Raw genomic sequence first — 17648 nt, forward strand, 5'->3', positions numbered from 1 at the left:
TTAATTCACCTCTTGGAAACCCTCCTCAAATACACTATCTCAAAAAGTATGCCCAAAAGGAGAACAGCTATACAGAGGATGAAGGGCATTCGTATATTCGTTTTCTGAGCTAAAGCTCCGCCTGAGAGAGGTCCGAGCAATCCTCCCGCTCCCACAATGGACTCGTGGATTCCGCTTTTCTTTCCCTGTCCCTCCTCGCTTTCAAGGCTGTGAAAGAGGCTGTAAAAGTATGCAACGCCAATGGAGAATCCGAATAGGAAGAACGAAAGGTAGAAGAGAGGGACGGAGCTCGTGAGATAAACAATCAGGAAGCCAATCATCATCAGTAGCTGAATTGAGATAAGGAAGGAAAGGCGGTAGTGGAGTTTAGGTAGATAACCTATTCCGTAGGAGGAAATGGCGATGGAGATTCCCATAAGGAAGTTGAGGACACCGATAGTGGAAGGGGAAATGTCCAATCCAACAGCCAATTTGGGGAAAAGGTAGCGAAGAACGCCAATAGTGAACCAGGCTATGAAGTTCGCCGTCCAACCAACGATGACGAAGGGGTTCGTTTTACCTTCCTCCTCCTCATTTTCTTCAATCCCGGAAGGCGGTGGAACTCTGGGGCATAGGAGGAGGAAAACGATTATGAGCAGATTGGTAAGGAAAAGGGCGATGAAAGGGAATCTCCAATCCAACTGGAAGAGATAGCCGCTGAGCAGGGTTCCGATGGATAAGCCGACGCACCAGGAGAGGTTGTAATAGCTGACAGCGAGCTTAAGGTTTCCCGTAGTCCTCGCTATCCAGACCTCCAAGGGGGACCATAGCATACTTGTGGCTAATCCAAAGATTCCCATAGCGAGGGAAATCAAGGGAATGGTATGGAAAAAGAGTATGAAGATGCCCGCGAAAGCGAAAAGTAAGGAGCCAGCGACTGTGAAATAGAAAGGGTCTTTCCTCTCTGAAAGGGTGCCGAAGATTGGGGAGAAGAGGAGATAAATCAAGGAGGCTAAGAAGCCGATGAAGCCGAGGACAAAGGGAGTAGCGTTAAGTTTTATCGCGAGGAGGGGAATGCTTATGATGTTTAAACCGACAGCTATGTCGCCGAGGAATGCGATCAGGTTGAATAGAGAGCTTCTCTTCGTCGCTGTTTTCATTTAGAATTGAAAATATAAAGGAAATAGAGCAAATGTCAACAACAAAAATGAATGACAAAGGTGATTAAGTATGCTTTTGGCAAGGAATCTATGTATATGTTTCTTGTTCATCGTCCCTTCCTCCTTACTCCGTTCGGCGGTCTTCGTCGGCTGGGGATGGCACGGAGGTTATTATCTCACCGATGAGAGGGGAACACAGAACGCCCTTGACTCCCTCTTTAATGTCCTCACAGAACATCCAGATTTAAAGGCAATCCTTGAGCTTGAACCTTATACCATAGAGAGGATGCTTTCGGGGGAGAAATTTCCTTTAGAGAAAAAGGGAAGGGATAAGATGCTGATCGCCGATTGGAGCTGGGGAGGTACTGGGGAATGGAGTGCTGATTTCGGAGGAGAATACGCCCACAATGGAGAAGTTGGCATCCGACTCCAGTTGATAAAGGGGGACTGGGTTCAGTTAATTCAACCAAAACCCGCGACGAATTTACAGGGCAAAAAGCTCATCTTCAGCGGTTGGATAAGGGCGAAGGAAGGAGAGGGCGCCCATCTTTATATAGATGCTTGGGATTCCTCTGCTTTCATCCCCGGTTCAGCAAAAGCTTCTCAACGCATTCCGCCCGACGGGAAATGGCATTATGTGGAAATAGAATATATCGTCCCACCAAATGCCATCAATATCTTCCCTCAAGCGAAGATAGATTCTCAGCCCGGAATAGCTGATTTTGACGATTTATCCCTCAAGCTGAAGGAAACAGGGGAAGAGCTTCTTTCCAATGGGGGGTTGGAGAAATTAATCGTTTTGAGCTTAAAGGATGAGGGAAGGTTGGCGAAACTTCGCGATTTCATCAAAAAGGGTCAGATAGAGATAGTCGGCGGCGCATACACCCAGCCGATAATGTATACGATAGGAGATGAGGCGGTGATTCGCCAATTCCTCCTCGGCTGCGAGGCGGTGGAAAAGGCTTTAGACACTCCCGTGAAAATCTACGCCGGCTCAAGAGCCAAATATGATTGGACAGCTACCCCAAATCCTAAGGAAATTCGGCTTTGATGCCGTCCTATATCGCACCTCCTGGGGAGCCTTCGGCTTCGTCCCAAGCTACAATGCAGAGGTCGTCAATTGGGTAGGACCAGATGGAACGAAAATAACCGCTATCCCCCAGCCTCAACCTTTAAGGGATGGCTGGGGTGCTCCCGCAACGCCAACGATAAGTAAAGTTGAGGAGTGCGAGAGAAGGGGAATAAGAAATCCATTCTTCATCGCTTTCGGCGATTTTGTAGATTCTTGGGTGAATTCCACAGCATCCTCTTTCATCAACAAAAAGTTTGAGAGCGGATATGCTAATATCTGTCAAGTTTTGCCAGCGGAGAATTTGAGGGGGAAGAGGTTGGTGCTTTCGGGTTTCGTTCGTGCGAGAAAGGGAGATGTTCATCTCTATATTGATGCCCATAACGCTTTAGGCGTAGCGGAGGGAGGAACGCAATCGGAGAATTGCCCACTTGATAATCAATGGCATTTTCTCTCCATTAATTTCCTCGTTCCTGAAGATGCAGTTTACATATATCCTCAGGGAAGGATAATTTCCTCTGAGGAGGGAGACGCCGATTTTGATGCTTTGAGTTTAATGACGGAGGATGGAAGAGAACTCCTCCGTTTCGGCTCCTTTGAAGCGGAGAGCATGCGCGAGCAATGGGCTATAGGTCATAGCGAGGGAGTGGAGGCAAAGGGAGAGATAGCAAAGGGAGAGGCAAAGGATGGGGAGAAGTTTTTGCATCTTTCTATGAATGCTCCCTCCCCTTCTTATGAGGTAAAGATTGCCACGATAGGGGAATATTTATCATCTTTAGGGAAGCCAAAGGGAGATTGGAAGGATGCTTATAGGGGATTTGAGCATCGCTTTCCCTTTGCCCTTCTCGCTGGTCGCCCCCAGAAGGCTGATAGGATAGGAGAGAACTCCATTTTGAGGGCAGAACGGCTTTTATCCCTCGCCTATGGGGAATCAAAGAAGACCTTTCCGAAGGAGATTTCTCAAAAGCTTTCCGATGCCTGGCGCCTTCTTCTCATCGGTCATCATCACGATGCCTGGGTTTGCGCTCCCGTCATCTTCGGGATATGGCACAGGGGTTTCAAATCCTATGCCGAGCTGACTTATGAAGCTTCAAGGGAGGTTGTTGAGATTTGTCGCTCTATTGAGGAGTCGCTTAAAGGAAATGATTGGAGAAGCTTTAATCTCTTAAATTTAACGGGAAGCGAGCGGGAGGAAATCGTGAATTTACGGATTTCCCTTCCAAAGGGATTTGTGAGAAATCCCCTCTTTCAGAGTTTGGGAAAGCCCATTCCCGCTGAGATAGAGGTCTTATCCCGTCATCCTGATGGAAGCGTGAGAGAGCTTAAAGCTTATCTCCAAGCGAAAATCCCTCCAATGGGATATGTCAGGATAAACTTAAAGGAGGGAAAGGCACACCGAATTGAGAGGAAGGCAAAGGCTAATCTGAGGTATGGAAGGGCGGAAATAGAGAACGATTACCTCAAAGTAATTCTTTCAAAAGAAGGGATTATGGCATATTCTCGGGAAGGAGTCCAGCTTTTGCATAAGCCCGCTTATGTCACCGGGCATTTCCCATCGGGGGATGAGATTTGGAAAATTGAGGAGATAAAGGCTTTCAATGAAGGTCCTTTGGGAGTTGCGGTGGGGAGAGGAAAAATCGGAAATGTCCCCTTTGAATTGCGATTGACTTTATCCCCGCTTTCTCCTCTTGTGAGGGTCAATCTGAGGGTGAATTTTGGGGAGAGAAGCTTCATAGGGGCGACGGGCGAATATCCTCCGATGCCGAATATACCAGATTGGGCAAGGGATGATTTGAAGCTTCGCTTAGTTCTTCCCCTGAATTTTCTTAATCCGAGCTTCTATTCTCAGGGAGCATTTGAGTTGAGGGAGCCTTACGAAAGGTTCTTTCCCATTTTACGCTATGCGGGAGCTGAGGGAATGGGGGAAGGCGTAGCTATCTATACTGATAGGGCTACAAGTGGAATTTTTGATAAAGAGAATTCCTCCTTGAGCATAGCTTTAGCCTATGGCGGGAACTTCATCTATGCGCCTAACAATCAATCTCCTTTATCGGGCGATGAGGAGTATGAGTTGGCGCTATATTTCTATCAAGGTAATAGGGAAGCGGCGAGGGTGAGCCAGCTGGCTGATGAGATTGCTCAGCTTGTTTTAGCTTTTCCTACTGGGGAGGTCTGGAAGAAGGATTCCTTTTCTCTTCTCAGGATAGAGCCCGAGAATGCCGTCGTTTTGAGCGCCCTTTATCCCACCGAGAGGGGGTTGATTTTAAGGCTGTGGCGCCCATATGAGGGTGAGAGGGAGGTTAATGTGAAATTGGAGGGCTGTGGCGAGGTTTGGCTTACGGATATGCGAGGCAATCCGCAAGAAAAGATAGGGGAGAGGGGAACAGCAAGTATAAATATAAAAAAGGATGATATAATCACACTTTTCGCTCCGATTAAATAAACCTCATTACCCTGCCGTCCTTGAGCGGGCTCCCTTCGGCAGCCCGTGGCAATCTCAAAGAGATTGCTTCGCTCCTCGCAATGGGAGAGAGGGTTGTCATTGCGCGCCCGCCTCCGGCGGGCGCGGCAATCTCGTTTTTAAGTGAAAAAGTGTAACAAATTTCCCTCTTTTATGTCTAAATGAAATGAAGCCTCTCCTCTTCATCACCTCCTTTGCCTCCCGGAAAAAGGGATGCCTGCCCTAAAGGGCAGGCATCCCTTTTATTTTACCCTAATCAAAGAACAATTATCCCAAGTTATATGTCCCTCATCATACCTACAACCAATGATAACCTCTAAGATAAATCTAACGGAACTCGTCTCCTTACTCGTCGCGAACTCCAATGCCAATTCTCTATAGGGTCCCGCCTCCCTTATGGTCACTGGCGGATGCTCAACTATTACCTTCCCGCAGGGTGCCAACTCTTGTATGATAAGAGACGCCCTATCTCCCGCGCTCCTTCCAAATCCCTTGCCCCTCAAGTCAACCGCCCTAACCCATGCAGACGCCCTATATGTGGCACCGGGGATTACAGGCACATCTTGATATATCACTGTATGCCCGTTACCATCACTGTGTGTCCTCACAGCTTGATTCCCGCTATGTATTTCCGGCAATCCCCAATCAGGATGATTAATATAATCCCTCTCCTCCCATATATAGCTTTGGGAGGGGCTCAGAAAGAGGTAATTCCAACCCCCGATGTTCGCTTTATCTCCCATTCTGCCATAGCTTCCACCAGTCGTTTCCTCAAAATCGGGATTCCTCAAAAGGTTGACGCCTATTTTTTCTTCCACTTTCACACATATTGGCTTCACTCCTCCCTCCGCCCTTCCCGGTCCGATTTCAATCGCTTGGATAATCGCCTCACCTCCATATGTTCCATAGAGATGGATTGCTATGACGCCGTTCTTCGGTTGAATGTCGTTGAAGACAAGGTCCACCGCTCTCCCTTTCCCTCCCGCCGTTGCCAGCACATCAAAACCCTTTACCATTTCCTTTCCGTTTATCTCTATAGTCATAGCTCTTTCTAAATCTGGCAAATCCCTTGTCTCGGCAAACTTTAGGATGACATAATAGGAGCCGGGACCAACGGTGAAATAAGCGGTCATATCCTTGCTGTGAGCTCCATAGCGATAAATCTCGGGGTCAGATGTGTTGAGGATTGTATGTGCTCTCGGCTCAGTCCACCAAGCAAGCTTCACCACATCCGCTAAATGTCCTAACCTCACGATGAATTCCGTCGCTGGTCGCCAGGAATTGCCCTTGCTATCAATATAATCCTCCCTCTTAGGATATCCGAAGATAACCCTTTGGGCATATCTCGGACCACCACCTTCCCAAAAGCCACAATCTCCTGTCGCATCGGACCACTGAATAACCTTCAAAGTAATTGTATCGCCCCTAGAGCGAGGATTCCCCTTCCCCAATGGAACGACTTTTATAGTATGCTCTCCATTTGATAGACCGCTCTTGTAATAAAGCACTTGATTTTCCCTTTTTATAGGACTCCAGCAATCTATCCCCACCAATTGCTTCTCTCCATCTATATAAATCTCCGCCAAGCCTCCCTCCGGAGAAACATCGCCAATCAACCTCACCTGATTCCCCTTGAATTTGAATTCAAATGGAAGAGATGCGATTCTCTCCATTTTCTGGGGGTCATTTCCCAGAATCCTTATTTTTCGCTTCCCATCATGGCGAATCTTAACTATGAAATCTCCGCAGGGCAGAGATTCCACGATATAACCATTTGAATTCAAGTCCGCCCGTTTGGGAAGAGCTTCTCCATCCGCCAATACTTTTTCTGGCGAGAAGGCGAGACGAAGAACTTCGTGAACTCCCTTGGGAGCGTCAAATGTCTCGTAGGATATATCTCCCACGCCGTAATTCACACTCCTTATAACCGATGTAGACCGCATTATGTGATTTTCCCTCGCTGGTCCGAATATCTCCGGTAGCCAAGCCATCACGCTAAGGCAATGTTTGAGCGCCATAGGATGGGCGATTTTGAACCAATCGCCAGCGACGATTTGTCCTCCATCTATGTTATCCTCCACAACCCCCGTCTCATGGGCATCATAAGTGGCAAGGATTATCTGACGCCTTGCCATCTCCTTCGCCCATTCATCATTTAAAATAACCCCATATTGAGCATAAACCGTAGCCAATTCCATCGGACCATACCAAAGGGAGCGTCCACAGCAGCCGCTCGATTCGGGATAAGCCCAAGCCCCGTGATAGACATCTCCGTTTGAAAAAGGAGAAACGCTAGTTCTGTTTATGAAAAGGGACATTATGTTTCTGCAATCCGCTCTCCAATTGGGGAATCTATCGGGGTGTTCCATCATGTAGCGGACGACGAACTCCGTGACATTTTCCGCCTGCACAGGGTCAGGCCAATCCCAATAATTTCTCCCCCAAGTATCATCTATCGTCCAGCGGGGAAGGAGGACTTCTCGGAGATATCTCTCTCCCGCTTGCCTCGCCTTCGTTATGCTTCCCGGCTGGCGTCCCGTATAGCCGAGCTTCTCCAATTCATCCAAGAAAGTGAGAATGAACGCAATCCCTCCGGTTTGGATATCCTCCCAGGGGACATCCTCGGGATTGGCATAGCGTCCCCAGGGAGCTACTCCGGGGCGGGTATCCGCCTTTTCGGCAAGCAAATCCCCCCAATGCTTTGCCATCTCAAGCCAGCGCCTATTCCCTATCATCTTATAGGCTTGAAGGAGGGCTATTCCCACCTCAGCAGTTATATCAAGCTGAATGAAACCGTGAGGATTTGCTTCTTGGTAGGGTTTTCCTCGGTTGGGGACGGAGATGAGAAATCTCGGCCAGGGGTGGTCTGGCGGTGTGAGGCAATAATCAAGGAGGTATTCAGCGGTCATCCAAATGAGGGGAATAGCGGAAGCATCGCCTGAAAAGCGATAATATTCAACGAGGGAAGAGATTATATAGGCGGAGCGCTGACCGAGGTCGCCGTTGAGCCAATCGTCAAGGGGAGGGATGGTGATTTCTCCCTGAGGGGAGATTGACCATCTGCTATTGAATACGAAATGGGGGGCGGGGATAACGGATTGAGGAGGAGTTGCCCAGGGATATCGCTTAAGCGTTTCTGCGGCAATTCTCACTCTAAAGCTCAGTTGACCATCCTGACCTTTATACCATGGGGCAATGACGCCAAAGCGGTCCTCAACCGCTTCGTGGGCGTAATAGCGTTTGTTAATGACTTGCCCTAAAGAGGTGGAAAGGATAAGACAGATGGAAAGAAAAAGAATTTTTTCGGACATTTAAATCACCCTTCAAAATGTTATTAGAAAAGGGAAGGCATCGCAAATAAATTTAATTATTTTTACGAGCCCGACGAAGTCAGGGGCGCCAATCTCCCCCTCTCTCCATTGCGAGGGTTCCCTTCGGGGAACGGCGGCAATCTCCTCTTGTCATTGCGAGGGCTCCCGAAGGGAGCCCGTGCCAATCTCGTCTTTTAAAGGAATGTATTTTCCTTCCCAAAAGAGATTACCACGCCTGACCGCCAAAGCGGTCAGGCTCGCAATGATAGAAAGGTTATCATTGCTGACATGGGTAAAGGTTTTTGAAAAATAGGGTGGATTTAAAATAACAAAAAACAACATGTCTCATATAAAAATCTATATCCAGGGACGCGGGTCCGACAAAGGAGAGCTTGACAATTTCATTCTTTAGCTACGATTAAATACGAGATTACAAAGCTTCTCCAAGGAAAGGTGGGCAAATTTCCAAAAAATAGCAAAAATTAGCCCAAAGTTCCAAAAATAATCTGCGATTAAGCCCATAAATTAATTCAAGTTTACTATAGAAAAGGACAATATGCCCCGACGGTTATACATACTCCCTCAAACAACGCGATAGCAACAACCGTTTCCCAGGATATCGGAGCAATAGGATATGTTGGAGTTGCCTATGCTGAGAAATTCGCCAAGAGCGGGAAGGTAAAGATAATAGCGGTTGCAAAAGATAGTAAGTCCACCCCTATGCTTCCAACTAAAGACAACATAAAGAAGGGGAAATATCCTCTGTTCAGGTTCCTTCACAATTACACGAGAGGAAAACCACAGGGATTAGTCAAAGCATATCTTGATTTCGTGGTTTCTCCAGAAGGGCAGAAGATAGTGGAAAAAGTCGGCTATATACCCTTAAAATGAATATAGACTCTTTATTGAAAGGAGAAAGCTATGGAAAGCTTGATTAAGAAAGGATTTTGCGCAGCACTCACGCTCCTTGTGATAAGCCTTGCTTTTTCCGCCGAAGCCACTCTCAGCGGATACACCAAGATCCGCTACACTTGGGACCAGTCCCAAGAGCCTAAAAGCCAGTTTTCCGTCAAGGATTTGAGGCTGAAATATACGCTCAAGATTTCTCGCCTGGTCACCCTTGTGGCTGAGCCGAACTTCACTTCAAAAGTGGTTTTAAAGGAAGCTTTGGTTCAGCTCAACTTGGAAAATAAAAACCAGTTGAGAATGGGGCAGATAAAGGTCCCCTTCGGCTACGAGATGCCCCTCTCGGGAGCTTATCTTGAGGTTCCTGCGATAGCTAACTCCCTCCAGAAGCTCTTCCCCAATCAAACATACGATGCAGGTCTGCTCTACATTTCGCGAAACAGAGTAGCTATAGCTGTGGTTAACGGAACTGGCGAGAATACGAAGGATAACAACAATGCAAAGGATGTAGCTATTCGCTTCTATAACTACGATAAGAAGGATTCTTCCTACGGGACCTCCCTCTATTTCGGGAAGCAAAGGATTGGCGGAAGGGATGTAAAGAAGAATAGAGCTGGTATAGATTTGATGACGCAGAGGAATAACACGATTTTGAGAGGAGAGGCTATTTGGGGCAAGGATGGGGATGAAAACAGCAATGGTTGGTTTCTCCAGCTGCGACAAAACGCTAAGGATGTTGCGTATATTTTAAGATATGAGCATTACGACGGGGTAGACAAATACGACGATAAGACCGATAAATGGAAAACGCTGAAGGAGAATAGATTCGTTTTTGGTCCGATATTCTATCTTGATAAGAACACGATGCTTTCTCTGATGTATACGAAGAGCAGTTTAGACTATAGGGATAGCTTCGTGCTCCAACTGCAAGTCAACTACTGATTTTTGAGGGGCGAGGGGCGACCGGGATTTTAATTCGGTCGCCCCTCGCCCTTATATTCCTTCCCACAAACAGGACATCTTCCCTTCGGGACAACCCATTTATAATTCGTCCAAGTCCCACAGTCAAGCAATACCCCCTTATTAGCTTCATCCACGGGACAAATTCCGTAAATTTTATGGAAACCCTCCCAAAGCTGGCAGCCATCAGATGTGCGACCGCAAACAGTGCATTGGAATTTGGGAACGATGGGATTTTTACCTTTCCTAAAATATCCCAGGAACTTGACCCTCCCTCCACAGGCGATGCAGGTTCCTCCATCAAGCTGTGAAAAAGCAAGCCTCTCAAATCTTCTCTCCATCCTTCCCTGCCACAACCCTTCCGCCGACCATTCCCCCTCAAAAGTTGAGGGATGATAGAGGAGCTTGGGAGGGTCAATGTGCGATTTCTCCGAGAGGATTATCAAGCGAGGCATAGTTTTCTCAGCAAGCCTGGAGAGTGGGGAACGCTCGGAGGGAACCCAGAGAAGGGAGAGAGCGCCAGCGAGGAGAAAGAAAAGAATCATCCCCAAAAATCCACCCATTACCTCTTCTAAAATGCTTTCCTTTTTGCTAAAGAACCTTTTGAAAAGATGATAGGGAAATTCGCTGAAGAGAAAAGCAAGGAGGAAAAATAGGAAAATATAGCTAACTAGGGAGAGATGATGTAGAGTGAAGATGAGGGTCGTGAGAATAAGGGCGAGAATGGTGGAGAGGAACTCCAACCCCATTATCCTGGCTCCTCTCCAGAAACCGAAGAGGAAACCGACGATTATCAGGAGAAAGAAGAGGAAATCGGTCATTTTAGATAGGCACTAATTTCATCGCATTTTTGTAAAGGATTTTATCCAAAATATCTTGGGGAAGTGACAAAGAGGTGAGGAATTTATAAAGATTATCGTCAAAGAAGTCTCTTCCAAAGAGCAACCTGTCCTGGAACTCAAATATGAAGTTTATTGCGAAATCAATATCCCTCTGGAGGGCATTTAAACCGGAACCTGCGGATAAATCGCAATATAGGTTTGGGTAAGTCCTCAACATCTCTATTAGCTTTCCACCCTCTACGACCTTGCCCTGGGGATAATATACCTTATCGTATTGGTCATCGCCAGAAATATGAGCCCAGAACCCGGGACCGTGCCCGATGAAGATTGTTTCTGGGCAGGCTTTGATAGCCCTTTCAAAAGCCTCAATGCCTCCACCATACCACCAATTGGGGCGAGGGTATTTGACATTTGTAGGGATTTCGTAATCTATGTGGACGAGGACGGGGAGCTTTTTCTCGGCACAGAAGCGATACATTCTTATGGCATCGGGATTATCATACATCATCCTCAATTTCAGCTCTCCATAGACCCTCACTCCATAAAAGGAAATAGCGAAGGCGAGGCGGTCTATTGCGTCGGGCTTCCTTGGGTCGGGGGCGTAGCCGAGGACGAATTTATCGGGATATTTTTCAATATAGGGAAGGGAGAAAGAAAGAGGAATGGGTCCTTCGGGAGTTCCCGGGAGGAAGCTTAGAAACTCCGGGCTATACTCATCCTGGGGGCATTCCCAGGTGAGTAACCATGTTATATCTATCCCGTTTTCCTCCATATTTTCCACGAGCTTCTCGGGGGTATATCCATACCAGGCAGGGTGATTGTGGATATCTATAATCATCTTTGATCTCCTTTGGATAAGATTATACATAAGCAACCACCCTCTGTCATTCCTCCCATGGGTAAAGGTTTTTGAAAAATAGGGTGGATTTAAAATAACGAAAAACAAAATGTCTCATATAAAAATCTATATCCAACGACGCGGGTCCGACAAAGGAGAGCTTGACAATTTCTTTCCTTGGCCATGATTAAATACGAGATTGCGAGCCTTCTGCGAAGCAGAAGGCTCGCAATGACAATGGGGCTCTTACCCCGCTACGGAAGGAATTGGCACCAAAACCTATACCCATAGTTGCGATGCAACCCATTAGGGAAGCCCCCTCCGCAATGGACAAAAGGGCTTGAGTCTTCACCATCCTCATAATAACAAACAAATATTCTCAACCGACTATCCCCTTTCCTTTACTAAATCCCTTTCGTTTAATAAAATTCTTCCCAAATGGAAATAGGCATAGACATAATAGAGATTGATAGGATAAGGAACTCACTGCGAAATCCTCGCTTTTCGGAACGAATACTAACCGAAAAGGAAAGATATTATTGCAAAAGAGAGGAGCAGATAGCGGGACGTTTCTCCGCCAAGGAGGCGATTATGAAAGCCTTAGGTAAGAGGGTTCCATGGAAGGACATAGAGATATTAAATGAGGAAGATGGACACCCTGTTGTGAACCTCTACGGCAAGGCAAAGGAGATAGCGGGTGGAAGGCAAATCGTTATCAGCATCTCCCATTCCCGAACCCACGCCGTGGCTGTAGCGCTTTTAATTTAATTCAAAGCAAGCTCTCCCTTTCCGGAGGAATCTCTTTAAAGCAGACCTGGAAGAAGGGGCATTTGAAACAATGCTCGGCGCGAAGGGGCGTGAAGTCCCCCCTTTCTATCCCGCTCGCCAGGTGGATTATTTTCTCCCTACCCTCAATTACTTCTTCCTCCTGAAGATAATAGCTCTCCTTTTTGTTATCAACGAATGAGGCTATGGTGAGCTTTATTGCGGGAGGGTGCCATAGATTCTCCGCTGCGAGATGATATAGGGCGAGCTGGAGATTATTCCTCCATCTACCTCCGCCGTGGAGCTTGTATTCTATTATCTCAACCTCGCCGTTCTTATACTTATCTACCCTATCCATCCTCCCCCTGATTATATGTTCCCCCAAACTCAAGGAGAAAGGGAACTCTATTTCAAAGATGTTGCTTGGGTCTTCCTGGAGGAGATTAGTTATCACTTTTTTCCCAAGCTCCATGACCTCGTCCATTTTTTCCGCTCCCAATTTCCCGCTCAATAGTGAGCGGAGGCGGGCTTCAATCTCCTCTTGGGAGGGACGGAAGAGGGTGGAAGAGAAGATGAATTTGAGGAGGTCGTGGAAGGCAGAGCCTATAGCCATCTCCTCGCTCTGCTTGGGAAGAGAACGACCCTGCACATAGCGATAGTAGTATCTCCTGGGGCATTCAGAGTATTCGGCTAATTGAGAGAACGAAAGCTCCATCTCAGGGGAAAGTCGGCAATATCTGTTTTAGAAATTCCTCTGCCCTCATAGCAGGCTCGCTTCCCGGAGATATCGTCAAAGCCATATACCAATAATTGCGAGCCTCTCGTGTATCTCCCCTCTGATAAGCCTCCACTCCCTTAAGAAGATAAACTCCCGCCATATTCCTCTTCGCTATCTCCGCCTCTTGACTCATAGGATTTGCCGAGAGGACGTATCGCCATTCCTGTAAGGCGAGGTCGTATTGTCTATAAAAAGAAAAGATGTTTCCCCTTAATAAACGAGCAGGAAGGAAGTCTCCATCGTAAAGAAGGGCTTGATTTGTATAGTTGAGGGCGATTGCGTAATCGCCTCTCTGATAATATTCCAGCGCCTTGTTATAAAATTCAATTGCCTTATTTCTCCTCTCAACTATCTGCCACTTTTCCGCCATCATTTGGGCGCCGAATATGATTAAAAAGAGAGTACCTGTTCCCATAAGGGTTAGCAATATCAATAGGAGGAAATTCTTCTGCGACTCGGATAGGTATACGAGTTTCCTCCTGGGCGGGAGGTGAGTTGTCTGTTCGTCCGCAATGGAGGGAAGAGAAGCAGGAGCGCTGGGAGCGGGAACGCTGGGAGCTGGCGCCGAGGGAGCGGAAACGGAGGGAGGAGGAGTTGATACCCTGCTAACGGTTGGGGAGATGAGCTCTCTTGCTTTCTTCAGGGAGTTCAGCATCTCTTCCGCATCGCGAAATCTATCCGCGGGATTCTTCTCCAGAGCCTTCCTTATCACTTCCCATACAGGCAAGGGGAGACCGGGAATGGGCTCCGGCTGCTGGGAAAGGATGTTGTAGGTGATTGTTACCGGGCTGTCGCCAGGGAAGGGCTTTCTCCCGCTCAACATCTCATACATCACGACGCCGAGGGAAAACAGGTCGCTCCTTCCATCTATGCTGAGCCCCTTGATTTGCTCGGGAGACATATAGCTCGGCGTGCCGAAAACCTCTCCCTCCATAGTGAGGGATGGCTCAAAGGTTATGCGAGCTATCCCGAAATCCGTTAGCTTCACTATCCCAGAGGGAAGGATATGGATGTTCTCCGGCTTTATGTCCCTGTGAATGACGCCGTGAGAATGGGCTACGATAAGGGCATTTAAAACCTGCTCCGTTATATTTAAAGCTTCATCAAGCGATAGAACTCCCTTAACCTGCAGTACCTCCCTAAGGTTCTGCCCCTCCAAGAGCTCCATCACCATATAATGGCGACCATTATCCTCCCCAACCTCGTAAATAGTGACTATGTTAGGATGCTGGAGTGAACCAGCCGCCCTCGCCTCACGATAAAATCGTTCCCTCCGCTCAACCGCCTTCTCACCGGAAAGACCCGGAGGAATAACAAGCTCCTTTATCGCCACCCTCCTTTTCAGCTGGGGGTCATAAGCCTCATAAACTATGTCGTTGGAGCGTCCTATCTCCCTTATTATCTCGTATTTCCCCAATCTCTGGACGGTTTTCTCGCTCATATAAAGCGCCTATCTCCTCCAGAAAAAGCCTCTCCTCTTTTTCTTTTCATCCTCTCTATACACCCTCACAGCCAACGCCGTTATATTGTCCTTTCCACCCCTTTCCTCAGCGAGCTCAGTCAAATTGAAGATTCCCTGCGAAATATCCTTCTCCAATTCCCTCGCCATCTCCTCTGGTTCTATATACTCATAAAAACCGTCCGTGCAGAGAAGGATTATGTCTCCGCTTTCAAGCGGATATTGGACAAGGTCTATCTCTATATCTAATTTAGTTCCAAGAGAGCGGGTCAGGAGATTACGGAAGGGAGATAGGAAGGCTTCCTCCTCACTCAATATCCCCTTTTTCACCTGCTCAGCCACCCAAGTATGGTCCTCGCTTAACTGCTTTGCTTCTCCATCCCTTATGAGATACAGCCTGCTATCGCCGACATGGGCGAGAAAGAGATTGTCCTCTTGGACGACAGCGAGGGTGAATGTACATCCCATCCCCTCCCGCTCGCTGACCCCTTGAGCTATCGTCCATATCAATCTATTCGCTTCCTCAACCGCTTCTTTAATCGCTTGAAGGATGCTATTGGTCTCGCTTTTTAGATAACTGCGAAGGAAGGTCTGAACCGCGAGTTCCGCGGCGATTTGCCCCGCATTATGACCGCCCATCCCATCTGCCACTATGAATACCGCTCCCTTCTTCTCTAAAAGGCTTTCTTCCTCAGGAATGAAAAACTCCATCTTATCCTCGTTATTCTCCCTCACCTTGCCCAGCATGCTCCTCCCGGCAACCTTGAAATGAAAGGGAGGAAGTTTAACCGCCTTCAGCTTCTCTGTCTTCTCCTCTATCTTCGTCCGGGAGTCTGAAGACAAGCTTCGTCCCTCCTATCTCAATGATTGCCCCATCCTCTAAAGCGGTTTTCACTCCCCTCTCAATCTCCTTCCCGTTGAGGAAAGTGCCATTGGTTGAGCCGAGGTCTTCTATGAAGGCTCCTTCTTCCTCTATGTAAATCTTGCAATGTCTACCCGAGACATAGGGATTGGGGACGATGAGGTCGCCCTCCCTCCTACCTATTAGGAATTCCTCCTTAGTTATTGGGATTTCCTCCCCCTCAAGGATAAGGATTGCTTTGGCTGGAATTTCCTCCTTTTTACAAGGAGGATAGGAAAAGCGGAAAGTGGAATCGCCGAAGGATAGGGTGTCTCCGTCATAGACTTGGGTTTTTGCTCCGGGAGAGAGACGAACTCCATTGAGGAATGTGCCATTGGTTGAACCCAAGTCCTGAACATAGCATTTATCTCCTTCCAAAATTATGAGGGCATGTTTGCGAGAAACGGATTTATCGTAAAAGAGGAGGATATCCGCTGATTCCCTCCCGACGAGATTTTCCCCCTCTTTCAAGGTATATTCCCTTCCGTCGGGAGCTATTAGGAGGGGCTGGGGTTCCTCCTCTTTTTCCTCCCATTCTCCCGCCTCGCTTCCCAAAAGGAAGCCGCAATCCTGACAGAACTTCTCTCCCGGTGGATTTTGGAAATGACAGATTGGGCACTCAATCGGCTGGAGGGCAACAGTTTCCTCGCTCATTTTTCCTCCTCCTTTTTCTTCCCCAAATCCATCTTATAAATCGTTCCCACGAGCGTCTTCTCCGCCTCAAGGGATGTGCCCTTCTTCAAGCTCTCAATAGCCTGCTCAACCTCCTTCGCCTCCTCCAATCTCCCCTGATTCGTGAGAAAGACCTTCGTCCTTTCCAGCTCGGCTACCGCAGCTGCCGTTGAGATAGCTTGCGTCTTCATAGCCATAAGGGTTTTCTCAATTGACCTCGCCGCTTGCTTCGTTTCCCATTCCCTCTTCACCATTTCGTTAACTCCCTCTTGAATAAGGGCTACATCATCAACGAACTCCACAACGACATCTTCCTCCAGCTTTTCCTTCAAATCATCCGATTCAACGCTCACTTTTGCGATTCTATAGATTCCCTTAGGGCGTGGCTCGAGTTCGAGCTCCATAAGAAGGGATATGGAAGCGCCCCTCTCCAAATCAACGAGCTGAACCTCCACATCTCTGCCCTTGTATTCGGCTGGATAGCCGAGGACATCCCTCGCCTTCACCCAACGGGATAGATGGACTTTTACCTTTGGATTCCTCAAGGCGACCGTGAGGAGGGATTCCATCTCCTTTCTGAAGACCTCTTGAATCAGCTCGGGACGGGATATGTAGTAATAATTCCCTCCTCCTCTCTTAGCGATTCCCACGAGCAGTTCCTCGTTGTATTCCAAGCCGAAGCCGAGGGCGGTGACCTTTATTCCCGCCTCTCGCAAGTCGCCGGCAAGCTGAGTGATTGTGGGATAATCCCTTATTCCCGTTGTCGGCTCGCCATCGGTGAATAGGAGGATTCGGTTAGTGTAGTTTGAGAGGGGAATTGATTTGAGCTGATTTCCTCCCACCAATAGACCATCGTAGAGGTTCGTCGTATCGCCGACTTCAATTCGCATAATATGGGCTTTTATGAGTTCCTTATTGACGACTTTTCTTGGAGGCATAACGACCTGCACATCCTCGGCGAAAGTGACAATGGAGAGGATGTCATCGGGCTCAAGGAGGTCAACGACATAGGCGCATGCTTTCTTCGTATACTCCAGTGGTTCGCCCTCCATTGAGCCGCTTCTATCTATCACGAGGCAAAGGTTGAGGGGAGCGCGGATTTGGGGGGAGCCGGTGGCGCGCAGGCGAACGAGGAGGAAATCCCTTGTGGGAACGCTGTAAAGGGCGTAACGATTGCCGAAATAGGCTTCCAAACTGAAAGGCTTCTCTGGAACAGTGGAAATAACCCTCGTCTCTTCCATTTCAAAGGAAAATTATATCTATTCGTGAGGAAAAAGTAAAGATGGTGTATAATTCCATAACATTTGGGACTCCTTAGGAGATTTCCCATATTGCTTGACTATAAACTCTAAAGGTGAATCTCTATTAAGACCGATATGGGGTTTTGAGGCATTATACCAGATAAGGAATAACATCATTTGCTTATTAAATTCGTCTATATCCGTTGAGTCCAGCGGGTATACATCTATGAAATATTCTTGGATAGTTCTCTGGAATCGCTCCACATAGCCGTTCTCTTGCGGTCTCTTTGGATGGGTGTAGAAATG

14 protein-coding genes and 1 pseudogene are annotated in these 17648 nt (G+C 47.6%); 4 read left to right on the forward strand and 11 right to left on the reverse strand.

The window, feature by feature from the left end:
• Nucleotides 1–5: 5 nt before the first annotated feature.
• On the reverse strand, nt 6–1139 hold the full coding sequence (locus H5T88_02760; GenBank protein MBC7329259.1) for an MFS transporter: 1134 nt from the start codon (nt 1137–1139) through the stop codon (nt 6–8).
• A 94-nt stretch (nt 1140–1233) separates the two neighbouring features.
• On the opposite strand from H5T88_02760, the pseudogene H5T88_02765 reads away from it, so the two are divergent.
• Nucleotides 1234–4651 (forward strand): annotated as a pseudogene (locus tag H5T88_02765) (hypothetical protein).
• A 260-nt stretch (nt 4652–4911) separates the two neighbouring features.
• Here H5T88_02765 and H5T88_02770 read toward each other — a convergent pair.
• On the reverse strand, nt 4912–7980 hold the full coding sequence (locus tag H5T88_02770) for a hypothetical protein (protein MBC7329260.1): 3069 nt from the start codon (nt 7978–7980) through the stop codon (nt 4912–4914).
• A gap of 528 nt (nt 7981–8508) precedes the next feature.
• On the opposite strand from H5T88_02770, the gene H5T88_02775 reads away from it, so the two are divergent.
• Nucleotides 8509–8871, forward strand: coding sequence for a substrate-binding domain-containing protein (locus H5T88_02775; protein ID MBC7329261.1), 363 nt, complete (start codon nt 8509–8511; stop codon nt 8869–8871).
• A gap of 30 nt (nt 8872–8901) precedes the next feature.
• Nucleotides 8902–9828, forward strand: coding sequence for a hypothetical protein (locus H5T88_02780; GenBank protein MBC7329262.1), 927 nt, complete (start codon nt 8902–8904; stop codon nt 9826–9828).
• A gap of 29 nt (nt 9829–9857) precedes the next feature.
• On the opposite strand, the gene H5T88_02785 is transcribed toward H5T88_02780, so the two are convergent.
• The 3 genes from H5T88_02785 to H5T88_02795 form a co-directional block, all read right to left on the reverse strand.
• Complete coding sequence (locus H5T88_02785; protein MBC7329263.1) at nt 9858–10667, reverse strand: hypothetical protein; 810 nt, start codon at nt 10665–10667, stop codon at nt 9858–9860.
• A 1-nt stretch (nt 10668) separates the two neighbouring features.
• Nucleotides 10669–11526 carry an amidohydrolase family protein gene (locus H5T88_02790; protein MBC7329264.1) on the reverse strand — a complete coding sequence of 286 codons (858 nt, stop codon included), beginning with the start codon at nt 11524–11526 and terminating at the stop codon, nt 10669–10671.
• 187 nt (nt 11527–11713) lie between these two features.
• The gene (locus tag H5T88_02795) at nt 11714–11887 is read right to left on the reverse strand and encodes a hypothetical protein (protein MBC7329265.1); all 174 of its coding nucleotides are present in this window, start codon (nt 11885–11887) and stop codon (nt 11714–11716) included.
• Nucleotides 11888–11964: 77 nt separating this feature from the next.
• On the opposite strand from H5T88_02795, the gene acpS reads away from it, so the two are divergent.
• A complete protein-coding gene (gene acpS / locus H5T88_02800; protein MBC7329266.1) occupies nt 11965–12294 on the forward strand; it encodes a holo-ACP synthase in 330 nt (109 codons plus the stop codon).
• A gap of 1 nt (nt 12295) precedes the next feature.
• Here the strand turns inward: acpS and H5T88_02805 are convergent, their stop codons facing one another.
• From H5T88_02805 to H5T88_02830, 6 genes are all read right to left on the reverse strand, one after another.
• Nucleotides 12296–13006 (reverse strand): PD-(D/E)XK nuclease family protein, encoded by a 711-nt coding sequence (locus H5T88_02805; protein MBC7329267.1) that lies wholly within the window; start codon nt 13004–13006, stop codon nt 12296–12298.
• A gap of 1 nt (nt 13007) precedes the next feature.
• Nucleotides 13008–14510: a protein kinase gene (locus H5T88_02810; protein ID MBC7329268.1), complete on the reverse strand. Its 1503-nt coding sequence runs from the start codon at nt 14508–14510 to the stop codon at nt 13008–13010.
• A gap of 9 nt (nt 14511–14519) precedes the next feature.
• Entirely contained in the window at nt 14520–15371 is an 852-nt protein-coding gene (locus H5T88_02815; GenBank protein MBC7329269.1) for a Stp1/IreP family PP2C-type Ser/Thr phosphatase, read from the reverse strand.
• Nucleotides 15313–16083: an FHA domain-containing protein gene (locus H5T88_02820; protein ID MBC7329270.1), complete on the reverse strand. Its 771-nt coding sequence runs from the start codon at nt 16081–16083 to the stop codon at nt 15313–15315. The genes H5T88_02815 and H5T88_02820 overlap by 59 nt, the downstream gene beginning before the upstream one ends.
• Nucleotides 16080–17342, reverse strand: a complete 1263-nt coding sequence (locus tag H5T88_02825) for a VWA domain-containing protein (protein ID MBC7329271.1) — start codon at nt 17340–17342, stop codon at nt 16080–16082. The genes H5T88_02820 and H5T88_02825 overlap by 4 nt, the downstream gene beginning before the upstream one ends.
• Before the next feature lie 18 nt (nt 17343–17360).
• The coding region (locus tag H5T88_02830; GenBank protein ID MBC7329272.1) for a transposase at nt 17361–17648 on the reverse strand (288 nt) is incomplete at its 5' end.

It is taken from the genome of bacterium (genome assembly GCA_014360495.1).
In the GTDB taxonomy this organism is placed as follows: Bacteria; Armatimonadota; JACIXR01; order JACIXR01; family JACIXR01; genus JACIXR01.